General features: G+C 37.3%; 16 protein-coding genes and 1 pseudogene. 4 read left to right on the top strand and 13 right to left on the bottom strand.

From position 1 onward, the window contains the following. The first annotated feature begins 132 nt into the window (after window positions 1-132). A complete protein-coding gene (locus ACLHDF_RS28355) occupies window positions 133-1,716 on the top strand; it encodes a PucR family transcriptional regulator (protein ID WP_413921766.1) in 1,584 nt (527 codons plus the stop codon). A gap of 58 nt (window positions 1,717-1,774) precedes the next feature. On the opposite strand, the gene ACLHDF_RS28360 is transcribed toward ACLHDF_RS28355, so the two are convergent. Both ACLHDF_RS28360 and ACLHDF_RS28365 read right to left on the bottom strand, forming a co-directional pair. Further along, the gene (locus ACLHDF_RS28360; protein WP_251392762.1) at window positions 1,775-2,089 is read right to left on the bottom strand and encodes an MTH1187 family thiamine-binding protein; all 315 of its coding nucleotides are present in this window, start codon (window positions 2,087-2,089) and stop codon (window positions 1,775-1,777) included. A 124-nt stretch (window positions 2,090-2,213) separates the two neighbouring features. Next, window positions 2,214-3,368, bottom strand: a complete 1,155-nt coding sequence (locus tag ACLHDF_RS28365; RefSeq protein WP_413921767.1) for a peptidoglycan-binding protein — start codon at window positions 3,366-3,368, stop codon at window positions 2,214-2,216. A 450-nt stretch (window positions 3,369-3,818) separates the two neighbouring features. Here ACLHDF_RS28365 and ACLHDF_RS28370 point away from each other — a divergent pair. Continuing rightward, window positions 3,819-3,995 (top strand): annotated as a pseudogene (locus tag ACLHDF_RS28370) (catalase); the annotation flags it as partial. A gap of 139 nt (window positions 3,996-4,134) precedes the next feature. On the opposite strand, the gene ACLHDF_RS28375 reads toward ACLHDF_RS28370, so the two are convergent. Beyond that, window positions 4,135-4,536: a hypothetical protein gene (locus ACLHDF_RS28375; RefSeq protein ID WP_413921768.1), complete on the bottom strand. Its 402-nt coding sequence runs from the start codon at window positions 4,534-4,536 to the stop codon at window positions 4,135-4,137. Between the two features lie 577 nt (window positions 4,537-5,113). On the opposite strand from ACLHDF_RS28375, the gene ACLHDF_RS28380 reads away from it, so the two are divergent. Further along, complete coding sequence (locus tag ACLHDF_RS28380; RefSeq protein WP_413921769.1) at window positions 5,114-5,566, top strand: hypothetical protein; 453 nt, start codon at window positions 5,114-5,116, stop codon at window positions 5,564-5,566. A 42-nt stretch (window positions 5,567-5,608) separates the two neighbouring features. Here the strand turns inward: ACLHDF_RS28380 and ACLHDF_RS28385 are convergent, their stop codons facing one another. Beyond that, entirely contained in the window at window positions 5,609-6,034 is a 426-nt protein-coding gene (locus tag ACLHDF_RS28385; RefSeq protein WP_413921770.1) for a DUF6843 domain-containing protein, read from the bottom strand. A gap of 190 nt (window positions 6,035-6,224) precedes the next feature. Between ACLHDF_RS28385 and ACLHDF_RS28390 the strand changes: the two genes are divergently transcribed. Further along, window positions 6,225-6,371, top strand: a complete 147-nt coding sequence (locus ACLHDF_RS28390; protein WP_413921771.1) for a hypothetical protein — start codon at window positions 6,225-6,227, stop codon at window positions 6,369-6,371. 18 nt (window positions 6,372-6,389) lie between these two features. Here the strand turns inward: ACLHDF_RS28390 and ACLHDF_RS28395 are convergent, their stop codons facing one another. From ACLHDF_RS28395 to ACLHDF_RS28435, 9 genes are all read right to left on the bottom strand, one after another. Further along, a complete protein-coding gene (locus ACLHDF_RS28395; protein WP_413921772.1) occupies window positions 6,390-6,806 on the bottom strand; it encodes a DUF350 domain-containing protein in 417 nt (138 codons plus the stop codon). Window positions 6,807-6,821: 15 nt separating this feature from the next. Next, window positions 6,822-8,081 (bottom strand): glutathionylspermidine synthase family protein, encoded by a 1,260-nt coding sequence (locus tag ACLHDF_RS28400; protein ID WP_413921773.1) that lies wholly within the window; start codon window positions 8,079-8,081, stop codon window positions 6,822-6,824. Beyond that, entirely contained in the window at window positions 8,081-8,401 is a 321-nt protein-coding gene (locus tag ACLHDF_RS28405) for a hypothetical protein (protein WP_013057715.1), read from the bottom strand. The genes ACLHDF_RS28400 and ACLHDF_RS28405 overlap by 1 nt, the downstream gene beginning before the upstream one ends. A gap of 14 nt (window positions 8,402-8,415) precedes the next feature. Continuing rightward, window positions 8,416-8,859, bottom strand: coding sequence for a hypothetical protein (locus tag ACLHDF_RS28410; protein ID WP_413921774.1), 444 nt, complete (start codon window positions 8,857-8,859; stop codon window positions 8,416-8,418). A gap of 114 nt (window positions 8,860-8,973) precedes the next feature. Beyond that, window positions 8,974-9,435 (bottom strand): hypothetical protein, encoded by a 462-nt coding sequence (locus ACLHDF_RS28415; RefSeq protein ID WP_413921775.1) that lies wholly within the window; start codon window positions 9,433-9,435, stop codon window positions 8,974-8,976. A 491-nt stretch (window positions 9,436-9,926) separates the two neighbouring features. Then, window positions 9,927-10,814 carry a sulfite exporter TauE/SafE family protein gene (locus tag ACLHDF_RS28420; RefSeq protein WP_413921776.1) on the bottom strand — a complete coding sequence of 296 codons (888 nt, stop codon included), beginning with the start codon at window positions 10,812-10,814 and terminating at the stop codon, window positions 9,927-9,929. 250 nt (window positions 10,815-11,064) lie between these two features. After that, the gene (locus tag ACLHDF_RS28425) at window positions 11,065-12,168 is read right to left on the bottom strand and encodes an NADH-dependent flavin oxidoreductase (protein WP_413921777.1); all 1,104 of its coding nucleotides are present in this window, start codon (window positions 12,166-12,168) and stop codon (window positions 11,065-11,067) included. Between the two features lie 81 nt (window positions 12,169-12,249). Continuing rightward, window positions 12,250-12,804 carry a signal peptidase I gene (lepB, locus tag ACLHDF_RS28430; RefSeq protein WP_413921778.1) on the bottom strand — a complete coding sequence of 185 codons (555 nt, stop codon included), beginning with the start codon at window positions 12,802-12,804 and terminating at the stop codon, window positions 12,250-12,252. Window positions 12,805-13,301: 497 nt separating this feature from the next. Further along, window positions 13,302-14,369 carry an undecaprenyldiphospho-muramoylpentapeptide beta-N-acetylglucosaminyltransferase gene (locus ACLHDF_RS28435; RefSeq protein WP_413921779.1) on the bottom strand — a complete coding sequence of 356 codons (1,068 nt, stop codon included), beginning with the start codon at window positions 14,367-14,369 and terminating at the stop codon, window positions 13,302-13,304. Between the last annotated feature and the right edge of the window lie 127 nt (window positions 14,370-14,496).

Genomic DNA, 14,496 nt, shown 5'->3' on the forward strand with positions numbered 1-14,496 from the left:
TCTTCATTAACAATTTATACATTTTTTTCTGAAAATTTTATTTATTTTAACTAAACTTTCTTATAAAATAAAAGATAGATAAAGATACGTGCAGAATAATGTGAGAATTATTAACAAAAGGAGTAATGAATAATGGAACTACAAACTCTTTTACGCATTCCAATTTATGAGAAAGCATCTGTAGTAGCCGGGCAAAAAGGAGTCACCCGCAAAGTACATAACGTCAATATGATGGACGCACCCGATATTTTATCTTTTTTGAAAGAAGGAGAATTTTTAATTACAACAGGTTATCACTTCAAAGAACATGAAGAAAGCTTAGCAAAACTTGTAGAAGGAATGGCTAAGAAGAAATGTGCAGGACTGGCCATAAAAACGAAGCGCTTTTTCGAACACGTGCCTGCTTCTATTTGTCAGCTAGCTGATGAACTTCACTTTCCGATCATTGATTTTCAGACGGATGAAACGTTAGGTGCAGTTATTAACGAATCTCTCAGCTTTATTTTAGATAAAAAAACAGCCGAGCTTCAGCAAGCGATGGTTACGCATCAGCTATTTTCTTCATACATCTTACAAGGAAAAGGCATTGAGAAAATTATGCAGTCCATTCAAACATTATGCAATGCTCACGTTGCCCTTTGTGATACCCACGGACATGAACTCTTTTATACAAACAAACGCGAACCTTTTTCGCTTCCGATGGAAGAAGCGGTAGCGGGCGCTAAGAAGCTGTTTTTACGAACGGTAAAATATACAACTTTTTCCTTTTTGTACAATAAAAAAACCGTTACTCTTTTTCCAATTGCTACTCACACAAGAAAGTACAGTTATTTACTTATTGAACACCAAGTTTCTTTATCCGATTCAGCACTCCTAACAATTGAACAAGCGACAAACGTTTTATCTTTCGAAATGATGAGACAGCAGGCTTTGTATGAAGCTGAACGGCGACGAAAAAACGATTTTTTCAATCAGCTTGTTAATAATTATTATAAAACGCCTGAAGATGCTTCCTTTCAAGCACAGATGATGGGCTTATCAGCAGGAAACAGCTACATTTGCGCCGTTGGAAAAATCCACTCTACATTTACGCCTTACAGCGATGACGATATGATTTATGAGCTGCTTCAATATGAGTTATCAGCCGGTCATACAGAGGCCGTTTTGTTTTTCTATGACAATCTTTATATTCTTTTGTTTACACCTCATTCTCAACCTATGATTACAGAATGTTTGCATCGCTTGCAAGAAGCTGTTTACCGTCACTACGATAAGCGAATGTCATTTGGAATTGGAAACCAAAGTCAATCCCTACTTACAATCGCTGACTCATATAAAGAAGCTGTTGAAGCTCTTGAAACCATCCATTTTAAAGATCCGTCAAAGCTTATTCAATTTTATCAGCCAAAACAGTTTAAAGAACTGTTGAGGTTGCTTCCGGCAAATGATTTACAGGATTACTATTCTCAAACATTAGAAGGCTTGCTGCAGTACGATAAGAAAGATCGCTCCATCTTACTTGACACACTTGAAACATATCTAAATTCCAATTGCCAAATCTCAGAGACTGCTAAACAGTTATTTGTTCATCGAAACACGGTTATCTATCGAATCGAAAAGTGCGAAGAGTTATTAAAAAGACCTATTCACACGTCAGAGGAAACCCTTCGGCTGCGCGTAGCTTTTCAAATTTTTTCTCTTGTGCATGCTAATTAAGTATAACAACAAACGCCTGAGTCTCGACTCAGGCGTTTGTTGTTATACTACATACTATTTATTTTGCTTCTAATTTAGACTGTACCGATTGTAATTTCCCAGCCATCGTATGGTTTTCTTTGTCGCGACGATCATCAATTCGTAAATTTGTACATACGCGCTGAATACCATTTTCAAAAGGTACTTCATGCATCTCTTGAACAATTTGCAGCAGCGTGCTTAATTCCCCTTCAATTAATGTATTCATAGGGGTTAATTGATATGTAATTTCATCTTCATGCTTCGCCAACACTTTTTGAATATCAGCTACGTACTGACTCACACTTGGCGTTTCCGTGCCAACTGGAATAATGGTTACATCTACAATAGCCATGTTATACACTCCTTTTATTTGTTCCATAACTATCATACCAAACTGTGCAAAAATTTCCTACTTCTACGTTTATAAGGCATAGAAAAGAGGAGTAGTTGTAAAACTACTCCTCTTTATTATACTCTTATAGGTAACGCTTTGCTCCTAAGTAACGTTTTGACCAGTAAGAGTTGCTCATTGAACTGATTGTTACACCTTGAGAAGATGACGCATTTAAGAATTGGCCATTTCCTAAATAAATACCTGCATGGCTGGCACCTGGTTTGTATGTTTCAAAGAAAACAATATCGCCAGGTTGAGGTGAACTTACACGTGTGCCTGTTTGATAAATACCAGCAACCGTACGCGGTAAATTCACGCCTACCGCATTGCGGTATACATAGTTAAGGAAACCGCTGCAATCGAATCCGCTCGGCGTTGATCCACCCCAAACATAAGGTGTTCCCATAAAACGTTTACCGTATGAAATAACTTTTGAAGCTGAGCTTGAGCTTGTACTGTTTCCTGTTGATGTTGAAGGCTTTGAGCTGCTTGAATTTAATTTATTAAGCGTATCCGGACCTGCTTCTCCGTCTACTAATAAACCATTTGCACGTTGAAATGATTTTACCGCACTTGTTGTAATTGAGCCAAAGTAGCCTGTTACACCAGCTGAGAAGTAACCTTTATTTTTTAATTTTTGCTGAAGGCTGCTTACTGCCGAACCGCTCATGCCTTGGCGTAAGATTGTTGAAGTACTGCTTGAACCGCCAGTTGAAGCGCTAGAGCCACCATTTTTCAATTTACTTAACGTAGCTGGACCCGCAATTCCGTCCACAGACAGTCCGTTTGCACGTTGAAATGCCATTACTGCATTTTTTGTAATTGAACCGAAGTATTGAGTTGTAGTTCCTTTAAAATATCCTTTATTCTTTAGCTGTTGCTGTAAGGATTGTACGCTTGGTCCTCGTGAACCAACTCGCAACAACGAACTTGAGCTAATTGATGAACTTCCGCTTCCTAGCAGCTTATTAAATGTAGCTGGACCTGCAATACCATCTGCAGATAAACTATTTGCACGCTGAAACGACTTTACTGCACTAGTTGTAATTGAACCATAATAGTTTGTTGTTGTACCATATGTAAAATAACCTTTATTTTTTAATTTTTGCTGTAACTCTTTCACATCCGAATTACTTGTTCCCGGGTATAGCGTAGCATCTCCTAAAGCAGCTTCACTAATTGTTGGGACTACTGTTAAAGATCCACATAACGCTAACGAATATATTAACTTTTTCATAAAAAAGGTTCCTCCAATGCCATAATCTACTAATCTATAAGACGTTTACATTGTAACAACACATTATTACAAAATAACATCACTAATATTACATTTATGTTACAAGAAACGACAGTAGCTTAGCTTGATGGTGTATATTGTCGTAGTTATTTGTCGTTTAATATTTAATAAGTTCGACAAAAAAGTTAATATATTCCAATATTATTCCTTTTCCTACACTAATAATAGGTAAAAAATCACCCGTAACATTATCTTTATGTTTCAAAAAAAACAATTTATTTTTTTTTGAAATGTGAAACTTTTTTTAAATTTATTCGTTTAATGAATTTTTTCTCTTCTTCAGTCAAACAGCTTTTTTCTAAAAATTTATGTTATTTCCATATTAATGAATAAAAATGTGAATGCCGAAACACTAGTCTTGTTTATGTTTTAAACAAAGAGGAGTATTTTATGAGCCATAAAGGCATTCATGGTACAAATGTTAGCGGGTCAGGTGACTCAGAAGATAAGTGCTATGCAGCGGGAGAAAACGAGTAGACGCTTAATACGCGACAAGGTTACCGCATTCGCGATATTCGAAATTCTCAAACAATAGGCAATAGAGGACCTGCTACTCTTGAAACATATACCCGCGCAAAAGTCTTTTCAAGAGCAGGGAAACAAAGATGTCGATACGTTTCTCTTTAAATACAGTCGGGAACCAAAACAAGGAATCATAACAAAAAACATCCTGCAGCGACAGCAGGATGTTTTTTGGGTTAAACGCTTATGACCAAGTAACGGCAAACACGTGGTAGTCATTTTTTAACTGTGGCGCATCAATGGGTATCCCGTGCTGATATCCTTGTTTAACTCTTTTAGGATGTAAGGGTTTAACCCATTCTTTCACTTGCTGTTTTGTACCATTTGCTAAAATATATACACAATCAGAAAATGCCCCGTCATTGTTTGGACTATCAACTTTTAGTACTTCCACTAACACATCTTGGACACACGTTTTTCTCTGAATACATGTAAGCGTACGGTAGATAATATCAGCGGGCACATCGTTATTTAAACGAAAGCCCACCTTTTTTTGTTCAAAAAAAGACGAGAATGAGACGATTGGTAATGTCTTTTTTTGTTCATACGCTTGAGATAAAATCTTGACAAGAACTTCTCCACTCAAGATGATCCCTCTTTCTAAAAAACGCTTCATCACAACATATGTGAGCATTGATTATGCTCATAGGATAATATATTATCATAATTTAATTGTGTGGTGTTAGTCTTTTTTGGGTTTTTACACTGGGAATTATACCCGCCTATTTCTTGCGTTTCCCCGACGTTCTCGCTACTAGCAAAAGAATGAATAATAAAATAAATACTCCTGCTCCTACAAACATATCATATAAGAAATCAAGCATCATACTCCTCCTCTTCCTCCAAAAAACGCTATTAAAACCAAGTGTTTTAATAGCGTTTTTTGAAGAATAAAGCCTAATTAATAAATACAACGGTAAAACAGATGCGATGTATCGAATGGCAAGAAGCCATGAAGAGAACGAGCGCTTCACATTCGTAGAACCATACTTAAACTCTTCAATTTTTCTTTATTTATTCTGATTTGTCATACTATATCACACCACCCTTCTATCGAAAAGGGTTTTTGTTGTTTTAACCCCCATCATGTGTTATGAATAGTATGTAGGTTTTCTTATTTATTTTCGTAACTAAAAAAAGTTTGACAGTTAGAGGTACAAAAAATGACAAATCAGCAAGTAATACAACAACAATTTTTAGATAAGTTCCTTGACTTTATCTTAGTAAAATGTCCAAACTGCGAACTATGTGCGCGAGTTGTAAAACTGGATAAAAAATTGAGCGGGTCAACGCACTCATGCACGTGTCCTCACTGCGGCTATATAGACGTAGTCAACGCTGATAGCCAGGGACCGTTAGAACTTTCTGAAGCAGTAGATCCTTTTTTTCAGCTTCCACTTTACTTAGAAACGATATGCCCTGAACGTCGACTTTGGGCTTATAACTTAGATCACCTTCAGTATATTGAATCTTATATTGAAGTTAAAACATGCGGGGCTTGTTTCGACGAACTGTCGGTTGAACACTCATTGCCAGATTGGGTAATTCATAAGCAGAAAGAAGCATTAAATGAAATTCAACGTTTAAAAGACACCGTCTTTTGTACATTCAAATGAAGATAAAAAAGAAACGTTGCTCAAGCGGCAACGTTTCTTTTCTTACGAAGAATTTTCTTCGGTAAGTTTTCTTCGATAGTCCCCGGCCTTGTCGAACTCTTTTGCAGTGCCGACAAAGAAGTAGGTTACCGTATGATTTTTGTTACCTTGAGTCATTCCGTGAATCATCTTCCCCTGCTTCAATTGCTTTCGCTGACCATTTTTGTTTACATAGAAATATTTATTTTTGGCCCAGCCGCCCCCGCTTAAAAGCGTTTTGGTTTTCCCGACTCCATGCTCGTTTACCTTAAATACAGTGTAGTCTCCTTCTGTCTTGCTAGGATTTCCGTTATCTTTATCATATTCGACCATAACCCATCCTTTGTACCCTTCTGGTATAAGGAAAATGCTCGGCTGAGACGTTTCATCTGGGCGTCCACATCCAGCTGCGATTACAATTAATAAGCACAAAATGAGCCACCTTTTCACTTTTCCCAACTCCTTTCTTAATAAAAGACGTGCCTCTATACTGCTTTTAGTTTTTGTTGAAGGTAAGATTATATTCTTTTTACATCCCTCAATTTTTCCCAGTTTATCCAATTAAATATGCTATATTTATGTATTGTTTGTCACACACTATTAGCAGGCGTTTACAATTTACAATGGGAGGATAACAAAAATGAGCTATGTTTTTTTATTTATTTTGCTCTTTGTCATTCCGCTTTACACGCAGCAAAAAATTGTTCGTGCCGACCGTGAAAATACACGTGCATTATTACTAAGTGAACACGAGCAATCTGAACATAAAAAAAGCGATTCCCCATAAAATAGGAATCGCCTTCTTTTAATATGTTAAGCTTCCAGCTACAACAAGGCCGACGGCAATCGACGCTGCAAACAGAGTTACTCCAACCGCTACATTTCCTTCTTCTACTTTTTTGGCTAGGCTCGTTTTAGGCGTCATGATAAATTCAATAATCCAATATGCCACTACTTGAGTAATGATGCCTACTACTCCCCAAAGAGTTGCATCTAACAAATTTAAGCTGTTACTCCATACGGTGAAAATGACAATAGCGAGCCCAATTCCTTTTCCCCATAACTTCAAAGCGACCGCTATATTTCCACTTTTTATGAGTTCACGATCATTAAATTTTGTTGTTAATTCAAATACCATTATTCCAATAAATAATAGACCTAACCCTACCGCTACGTGAGATAAAAAACTCCCTATACTAGCCCAATCAACCCATTGTGTCATTGTTATTTCTCCTTTTCATTTTAATCCAATTGGCAAATAGTACGATTCATTATCTGTAATTTGATTTCCAGCTCGTATTCCTACTGCGCTTGCTTTTCCATTTAATAAAAAGCATCCATACATGATATGAGCCTCTATTGTTTGCTTTTGCGTCTTCATTTTTGCAGTTGGCAATGGAATAAACTGTTGATAAACAGCAGTGTATTCTTGATATGTTTTATGTTGATCTTCGTCTATTTTGATTCCGCATTCATTATAAATTTCAACGGTATCTCCCTCACGACCAAACGATGGTTTCTTCACAAATGCTTGTTTTCTTTCAATAAATGGATCTTCTTCTAAATACGTTGGTAAAAAGTATGTTTCAATGGTATGATGTTCTTCTTTAGTGAAAAAAGGGTGATTTTGTTCATGCAAAGCCCAAATGAGTGCCTGCACGGCTTTAGACTGCAGCAAAAATGCAGAAGGCGGATTAATGATTGCTACTTGTTTTTGTTGTACCAATGTTAAAAGCATGTGCCCTACTTTTTCATGCGTACTCGGATCTTCATCTTCAATTAAATGTTCAAGCGGATAAGTTTGGCGATATAGTACATCTATTTTTTGTCCATATTGATCATATACGCCCGCTTCTATATGTTCACCTTCTTCAACTGTAGAGGCAGGGACAATTCGAAGCTGCGATAATGGAACGTATGTAGCATCCACATCGGCTAGCTTCATTAAATAAAGAGTCGTTAGCTTATCTTCTTCATGTGTATCATGAGAAGAAAAAACGACGTTTGGATAGTTTGTTCTATTGAGCTCGTTATAAGCTTCAAAAATGGCGTGTTTTAATGCTAAAGCAAGCTTTTTTTCTTCAAGCTTATTAGGGTTTTGAACCTGAAAATGACGACAGACTAACTCATTTATGTGAAATAATTCTTTAATGAATGTAGGCGTATCCGCATTTAATTCTAAAAGCTTGATTTGATCATTTGTAACGGCAAAATCAAGGCGTGAAATGATACTTTCTGTTTCCATCGTTTTCAGCCGTACGTAAGGGAGACTTGCTTTTGGAAATCCTAAAGAGAAAATTGTCTGATCATCCAAAGAACGAAGCAAAGGTGCAGTTTTAAAAAATAATTCCCCAATTTGATTTGCAGCTTCTTGAATAGAATGAATGATAGGAGAAGACTCTATATGTACGTCATAAAGAGCATACTCTGTTCCATATAAATCGTGCCAAAAACCTTCAATTTCTTTATAAAACTTTTCTCTCTTTTCTTTGTGCATTACCCGCCAAAACCGCCTTTAGAACCGCTCCCAATTCCAGATTTATAAGAGCTGCTCGATTTAAATGATTTATAGGCCGATGAAGAGGTCAGCTGTTTTTTAGAACCGTAGTAGCGACCCCCGTGATAATATGAACCGCTGTGCGAAGAAGAAGAATCTGAACAGTAGTACGTTTGTGTATCTTCATCCCATTTCCACTTGTCACAAGATTTATCTTTCGGTTTAGCCGGCCTTGCTTGGTCAGTTGAACCACAAGCAACGAGCGATGTCATTAATGCTGTGGTCAAAACCCCCGCCATCATTTTTTTTGTTTTTGACATTACGTCTTTCCCCCTTAATACGTTACGCCCGTTTTGATTACATATAAACTGTACACGCAGCGATCTTCATCAATTTCTGCAGAGTCTCTTTCCCACTCTAATCCATTGTAGTATGTATAAATAGTTCCGATATAGCTTAATACTTCCAAATGGGTATAAAATGAAGAGACGAATAAAACCGGATGTCCTCGAAGAGAATTCAGTTCGCGGACTTCTAATGTAATATCTCTGTTATCGTCTTCTGCCTGTTCTTTCACTCCTTGCTCATGTTCCTTTACATAAATAATATGTATGTCATCTTCGACTGCAGATGAAGTTTGCTTATACGTTATTCCTTCTTTAACAAAAAATTCGCATTCTCTTCTTGCTAAAATTTGTTCAAGTTCAATAGATTTATAGTGATAAATAGAAACAAACGTATCATCAGGCTTTAGCAGTCTGTATTCTAACTTCCCCATTGTGCAACTCCTTTTGTGACTTTTTTGTGAACATTCTTTAATAAATACGCACAGATTTTCAAAAAGTTTCAATTTTTTCATATAAAAAGGCTTAGCTTCAAATAAGCTAAACCTTTATTTTTTTATCACATCTGTTACAACTTCATAACCGCCTGTGTATGGGTCAAATACATATTCTAGCATGCCGTTTCCACGATTTACTTTAAATAGATAACGGTATTTTTTAGGGCTGTCTTTTGCTGGATATACGTATTTTCCTTTTTGAAACTGACTTAGCAAGAGCTGTTCTCTTTGCGCAAGCATTTTTTTGGCTTCATTATAACCATACAGCGGAAGATTTTTGGCATAGAGAACCGGTACAAACACAAGCACAACGACTGAAATCGTAATAAGCCCTTGTTTGAACCACCGCATAAATCTCTTTGGATTTCGTGAAAGCAGCATTGTTATGACAATTACTGTTAACAAAGGAACAATATATACTTGAACATACGGAATGTTTGCAAATACAGGTCGATTAATCAATAAGACAATAACTTCAATAGCTGCTACTAATACTAAAATAAAATAGACCACTTACGCTTCACACCTCGACGATTCAATGAATTTTATATGTGTTAGAAAGTATTCCCACTCATGAATGAACTCGTCTATTGTATCACAAGACGCAAAAAAAATATCCACGCTCGGCTATTTTGCGAAATTCAGATGATAAAAGAGAGTGAGACATAACTAAATTAATCCAATCTAAAGACGAACAAATTGGATTAATGATCTAATGTGGATCGCTTGGTACACCGCTGTTGATTTCCGTGCAAGACTTCGCTTTCCGCAGGCGGCCGGTGAGTTTCCTCAGCACTTACACTTCCGGGGGTCTCACCTATTCCGCTTTTTCCGCAGGAGTCTTCGTCTTGCCCTCTAATCCACAGCTAGAAGCCACAACATACATAAAACCTATGTTCACCATCACCATAAAAAAATCCGAACGAGTTGGATTCTCCATCTAGAATCTCGATTCATCGTTCGGATCTTCCTTCAACTAAACTACTTTTGTCCCTGCCTCTTTATTACGAGACTTCTACATTTCGATTTTGATTATATTTTTTCCCCTGTAAAAATGAGTAAATGATCGCTGCTGCCCACACAATAAGTATGAATGCATACACAGCTATCTGAGTTGTGCTGCTTGATACCCATGTATTTAAGAGGGTTCTAGCATTTGTTAAAATGATAAAACCACCAACAAGCGAACCAAGCAAGTGAGCTGGAATAATACGAACAAACCATGCAGCAATCGGAGCCGCAATAATTCCGCCAATCATAAGGGCTCCTACCCAGAACCAGTTTACTTGCTCCCAGCCAAGAGAAATTAAAAAGCCAAGTGTAGCTGAAACGGCAATAGCAAATTCACTTGTATCTACGGTTCCAACGACTTTCCGTGCCGTTGTGCCTTTTTTAGCTAGCAATACAGGCGTTGCAATCGGCCCCCAGCCGCCGCCTCCTGTAGCATCAGCAAATCCAGCAATTAATCCTAATGGAATGGACTGCTTAGTCGATAAAGGTTTGGTGTTTTTTTCTTCGTTTGTTTTAAACGTAAATAAAAAGCGAAATAATACATAAACTCCTAATAGCAATAAGAATGTTGAGACGTAAGGTCTTACTGCATCTCCGGGTAAATTACTTAGGAAGCAGGCGCCTACAAAAGCCCCAATGGAACCAGGGATAATCAGCTTTAAGACCATCGATTTATCGACGTTTCCAAATTTAATATGTGAAACACCAGAAGCTGCTGTTGTTACAACTTCTGCTAAGTGAACAGATGCCGAAGCCACAGCTGGTGCAATTCCAAACGTTAAAAGTAGCGTAGTTGATGTCACCCCGTATGCCATTCCAAGTGATCCATCAATTAATTGAGCTAAAAAGCCAATAAGTGCAAACGTAATTAACTTTTTCATGTTGTCCCTCCACTTTAATCTTCTGTTAGAAAGCACAAAAAGGCCTCCAACACTTGTTTGCTAGAAGCCTTCGGTATGTCCGATCAGCTGTCCGTTTTATGAATAAGTTGTTTATATTGTAATCCTAACTATTCCTAGAAGTCAACTGTGTTTTTGGTTTTTTCTTTTAGTCTATGAATACTGCTTGGTTATAGTATCAGTAAAATAAAATTTTTCTTGTTAAGTCAAAAACATAAAAACGACCGCTCACTTAATAAGGGCGGTCGTTTTTATGCATGTCTTTCCAATGAGCTAGCACTTCCGGGGGCAAACTCACATCTTTATCTAATGACGTCACATCCATAGAAGCAGGCTCATCGCTATTTATCACTTTTTCCACCCAATCCGGCTGTACGACTAATGCCTGTTCAATTGTAACTAAAGCCAGCCCTTGCTCAAAAGCTTCTGCTACTTCTGTTGCCGTAAGTCCTCCTGTACCCACAAGAGGAACCCTGTGATTCACGTGCTTAATAATCGAAGAAAGGAGTGAACGATTTTCTTCACTTCTTGAAGTAGATTCATGTAAGGCACTAACATGTAAATAGTCAATTTCTGTACGAACAAGACAATCAATCCACTCAAATGTATCTTCCACTTTATTTCCTAAATATCCTTTTTCTTTAGGTGCTAATGTATATCCCACAATAAATGGTTTGCCCGCATGAGCTGCTCGACGCGTTACTTCACGAATGACTTCAAGCGCAAAAGTGAAGCGGTTTTCTGCGCTTCCTCCATAAGAATCACTTCGCTCATTTGCTTGCCTTGACATAAACTGCTGCAGTAAACATTCATTTCCTCCGTCAATTTCTACTCCATCAAATCCCGCCTCCATAGCTCTTGTGGTAGCTTCGCCAAACGCTTGAACAATATAAGTTATATCGCGCTCGGTCATTTGAACAGGCTTTTTGCCTTTACGTTTATAAGGCTTTTCACTCGGACTAATTGCTTGCCACTTATTTTTCATTTCTACGCACTTTCTTCCCCCGTGTGTTAGTTGAAGAATCGCTTTAGCTCCTCTTCTATGAATGGTTTGAGTCAGTTGATGAAGCTTTCGTATTACCTGATCACGATGAATTCCGATTTGGCCATGTGCTACTTGCCCATTTTCTGTGATAAACGCGGGGCCGACAATTACCATACTGACGCCCCCTACTCGTTTTTCGTAAAAGGTCATATCGATATCGGATATTTCTCCGTTTTCCCGTGAAGCGTATGTAAGTATAGGCCCCATTGCTAATCGGTTTTTCATCTCAAGAGCATCCACAAATTTAAAATGCTTAAACAATTTTTCGTAGGCTGTCTTCAATTGATTCACACCTTTTTCTCTTAGTTTGCCCATCTTTAGGCGGAGTAGACATAGGCATAAAAAAAGAAATGCCTTCAGCGGCATTTCTTTTTACGTTGTTTTTCTTATTTTTTTGACGGGATAAAATACAAATTCGCTTTTTCCAACGATCCTTTTTTCATCAATGAGACCTAGACCGTTGCGACTATCCATACTGTACAGACGGTTATCACCCATTACAAATACTTCGTTTTCAGGTATTTGAATAGGTTCAAAATCTCCTGTAAGCTCCATATCCATATTGTTGGCAATTTGACGATTCGTTTTTAAATAAGGTTCACTTACTTTTTTATCATCAATATAAAGCTGATCTTTTTTCATTTCGATTTTTTCACCTGGCAGACCGATTACTCTTTTTACATAGTGCTTATTCTTAGCCTCATCTTTAATAATCACAATATCTCCACGGCGAATATCATGGAGCGAATACGACAGTTTATTCACAAACAAACGCTCTCCGTTATGCAGCGTTGGGTTCATTGAAGCGCCTTCTACAATATACGGAGAAAATAAAAATGCGCGAATCATAAATACTAGAGCGATAGCGAAGATAATAGTTTTGAATATGCTGCGTAATTGATCGCTTTTTGTTTTTTCCGTAGTCAATATACTTTGTCTCCTTTGTACAGCTCACTTTTCTTATGTAAAAAAGCAAGAAAACCTCTTACTTTAACACTTATTCTAACTTAACCATAGAAAGAACTGAAATCAAATGTTTTATGTTATGTAAAAAAAGAACCTCTAACAAATGTTAGAGGCTTACATTACGCAAGTTTCGTCTTTACACCTCTTATTATAACATTAATTATATAAAAAGAGACTACCTTTTATGTAAAAATTATGTTTTTTACGCAAACTTAACTAAATCTTCACATTTAGAGGGGCTCTTTCATGTATAAAAAGTTGAGAGGTGCAATACTCTATAATCTTTCTTCGCCGCACGGGTCCAATAAAAATGTTTTGATCATCTACAACTGGTACAAAATTTTGTTCAGACGTGCGTGACAAAATACTTTCCATTTCATCATGAATTAGTTTACGGCCTAATCCCTCCGCCTCTTTCAGAAAAGAGCGTTCTTATCTCCTCGATAAGAACGCTCTTTTTAGCTCATTTTTTCAATTTCATTTACAAGAATTGAAATGGCATCCGTTTTTGTTGCTTCACGCATTGTACGCTTCATTGTACTTGCCTGTTGCTGAAGCTCATTCACTTCACGCAAAAACAATTCTTTTGTCAACTGCTCTTCTTCTACAACCATACAGTAGCCTTTTTTCTTAAAGGACTGTGCATTTAAAATTTGATCTCCGCGACTTTGCGCTTTTGATAAAGGAATAATCATCATCGGTTTATGAAGGGCTAAAAACTCAAAGATGGCATTTGATCCGCCGCGTGTAATCACATAATCAGTTGCTGCTAGGACATCAGGAAGCTGTTCATTTACGTATTCTAGCTGACGGTAGCCCGTCTCTTTTTCAAGGCTTGTATCAATATTACCTTTTCCGCACAGATGTACAATTTGAAATTTCTTTTGCAGTTCAGGCAAAGACTCTCGAACAATTTCATTAATGCGGCGCGCTCCTAAACTTCCCCCCATAATAGTTAAGATTGGGCGCTTATCATAAAAGCGAAGCCAGCTTTCCCCATTTGCTGCGCTTCCGCTAAATAGCTCTTTTCGGATAGGTGAACCAACAACCTGCACTTTTTCTTTTGGAAAGTAGTTTGCCGCTTCATCAAAAGAAGTGAAAATTTTAGTGGCAAATTTTTGCGCAATTTTATTTGCCAGTCCCGGTGTTAAATCACTTTCATGAATGAACACGGGAATATTTAGAGATTTAGCAGCCATTACAACAGGCACTGTGACAAAACCGCCTTTTGAAAAAACAAGAGAGGGCTTTAACTTTTTCAGCACGCGACGTGCATCGCCAACTCCTTTTGCTACTCGAAATACATCTTTTACATTTTCCATATCCACGTAGCGACGAAGCTTTCCGCTTGAAATCGGATGATATGGAATGTTTAATTTTGTAATTAATTCTTTTTCAATACCATTGTGAGAACCGACATAATGGATATCCCATTTTTCACTGTCTAATTCTTTCATAATCGCAATATTTGGCGTTACATGTCCAGCTGTTCCGCCTCCGGTAAAAACGATAACTTGCTTACTCATTTTTTCTTCCTCTCTTTACTTCACTTAATTGATCTGTTTTGACATCAATTTTTATCTGATCTTTTTAGCATGCAATCTGACATGTAAAACGATGGTTTTATTATAGCATTTTTCTTTTTACATATGT

It is taken from the genome of Priestia megaterium, assembly GCF_046599315.1.
Taxonomy (GTDB): Bacteria; Bacillota; Bacilli; order Bacillales; family Bacillaceae_H; genus Priestia; species Priestia megaterium_F.

Coding starts and splice junctions, on each gene's coding strand:
- ACLHDF_RS28410 (WP_413921774.1), bottom strand. CDS start 8,859: ATGGGGAAGTTAGAATACAGACTGCTAAAGCCTGATGATACGTTTGTT.
- ACLHDF_RS28360 (WP_251392762.1), bottom strand. CDS start 2,089: ATGGCTATTGTAGATGTAACCATTATTCCAGTTGGCACGGAAACGCCA.
- ACLHDF_RS28390 (WP_413921771.1), top strand. CDS start 6,225: ATGAGCTATGTTTTTTTATTTATTTTGCTCTTTGTCATTCCGCTTTAC.
- ACLHDF_RS28420 (WP_413921776.1), bottom strand. CDS start 10,814: ATGAAAAAGTTAATTACGTTTGCACTTATTGGCTTTTTAGCTCAATTA.
- ACLHDF_RS28365 (WP_413921767.1), bottom strand. CDS start 3,368: ATGAAAAAGTTAATATATTCGTTAGCGTTATGTGGATCTTTAACAGTA.
- ACLHDF_RS28395 (WP_413921772.1), bottom strand. CDS start 6,806: ATGACACAATGGGTTGATTGGGCTAGTATAGGGAGTTTTTTATCTCAC.
- ACLHDF_RS28380 (WP_413921769.1), top strand. CDS start 5,114: ATGACAAATCAGCAAGTAATACAACAACAATTTTTAGATAAGTTCCTT.
- ACLHDF_RS28405 (WP_013057715.1), bottom strand. CDS start 8,401: ATGTCAAAAACAAAAAAAATGATGGCGGGGGTTTTGACCACAGCATTA.
- ACLHDF_RS28435 (WP_413921779.1), bottom strand. CDS start 14,369: ATGAGTAAGCAAGTTATCGTTTTTACCGGAGGCGGAACAGCTGGACAT.
- ACLHDF_RS28355 (WP_413921766.1), top strand. CDS start 133: ATGGAACTACAAACTCTTTTACGCATTCCAATTTATGAGAAAGCATCT.
- ACLHDF_RS28400 (WP_413921773.1), bottom strand. CDS start 8,081: ATGCACAAAGAAAAGAGAGAAAAGTTTTATAAAGAAATTGAAGGTTTT.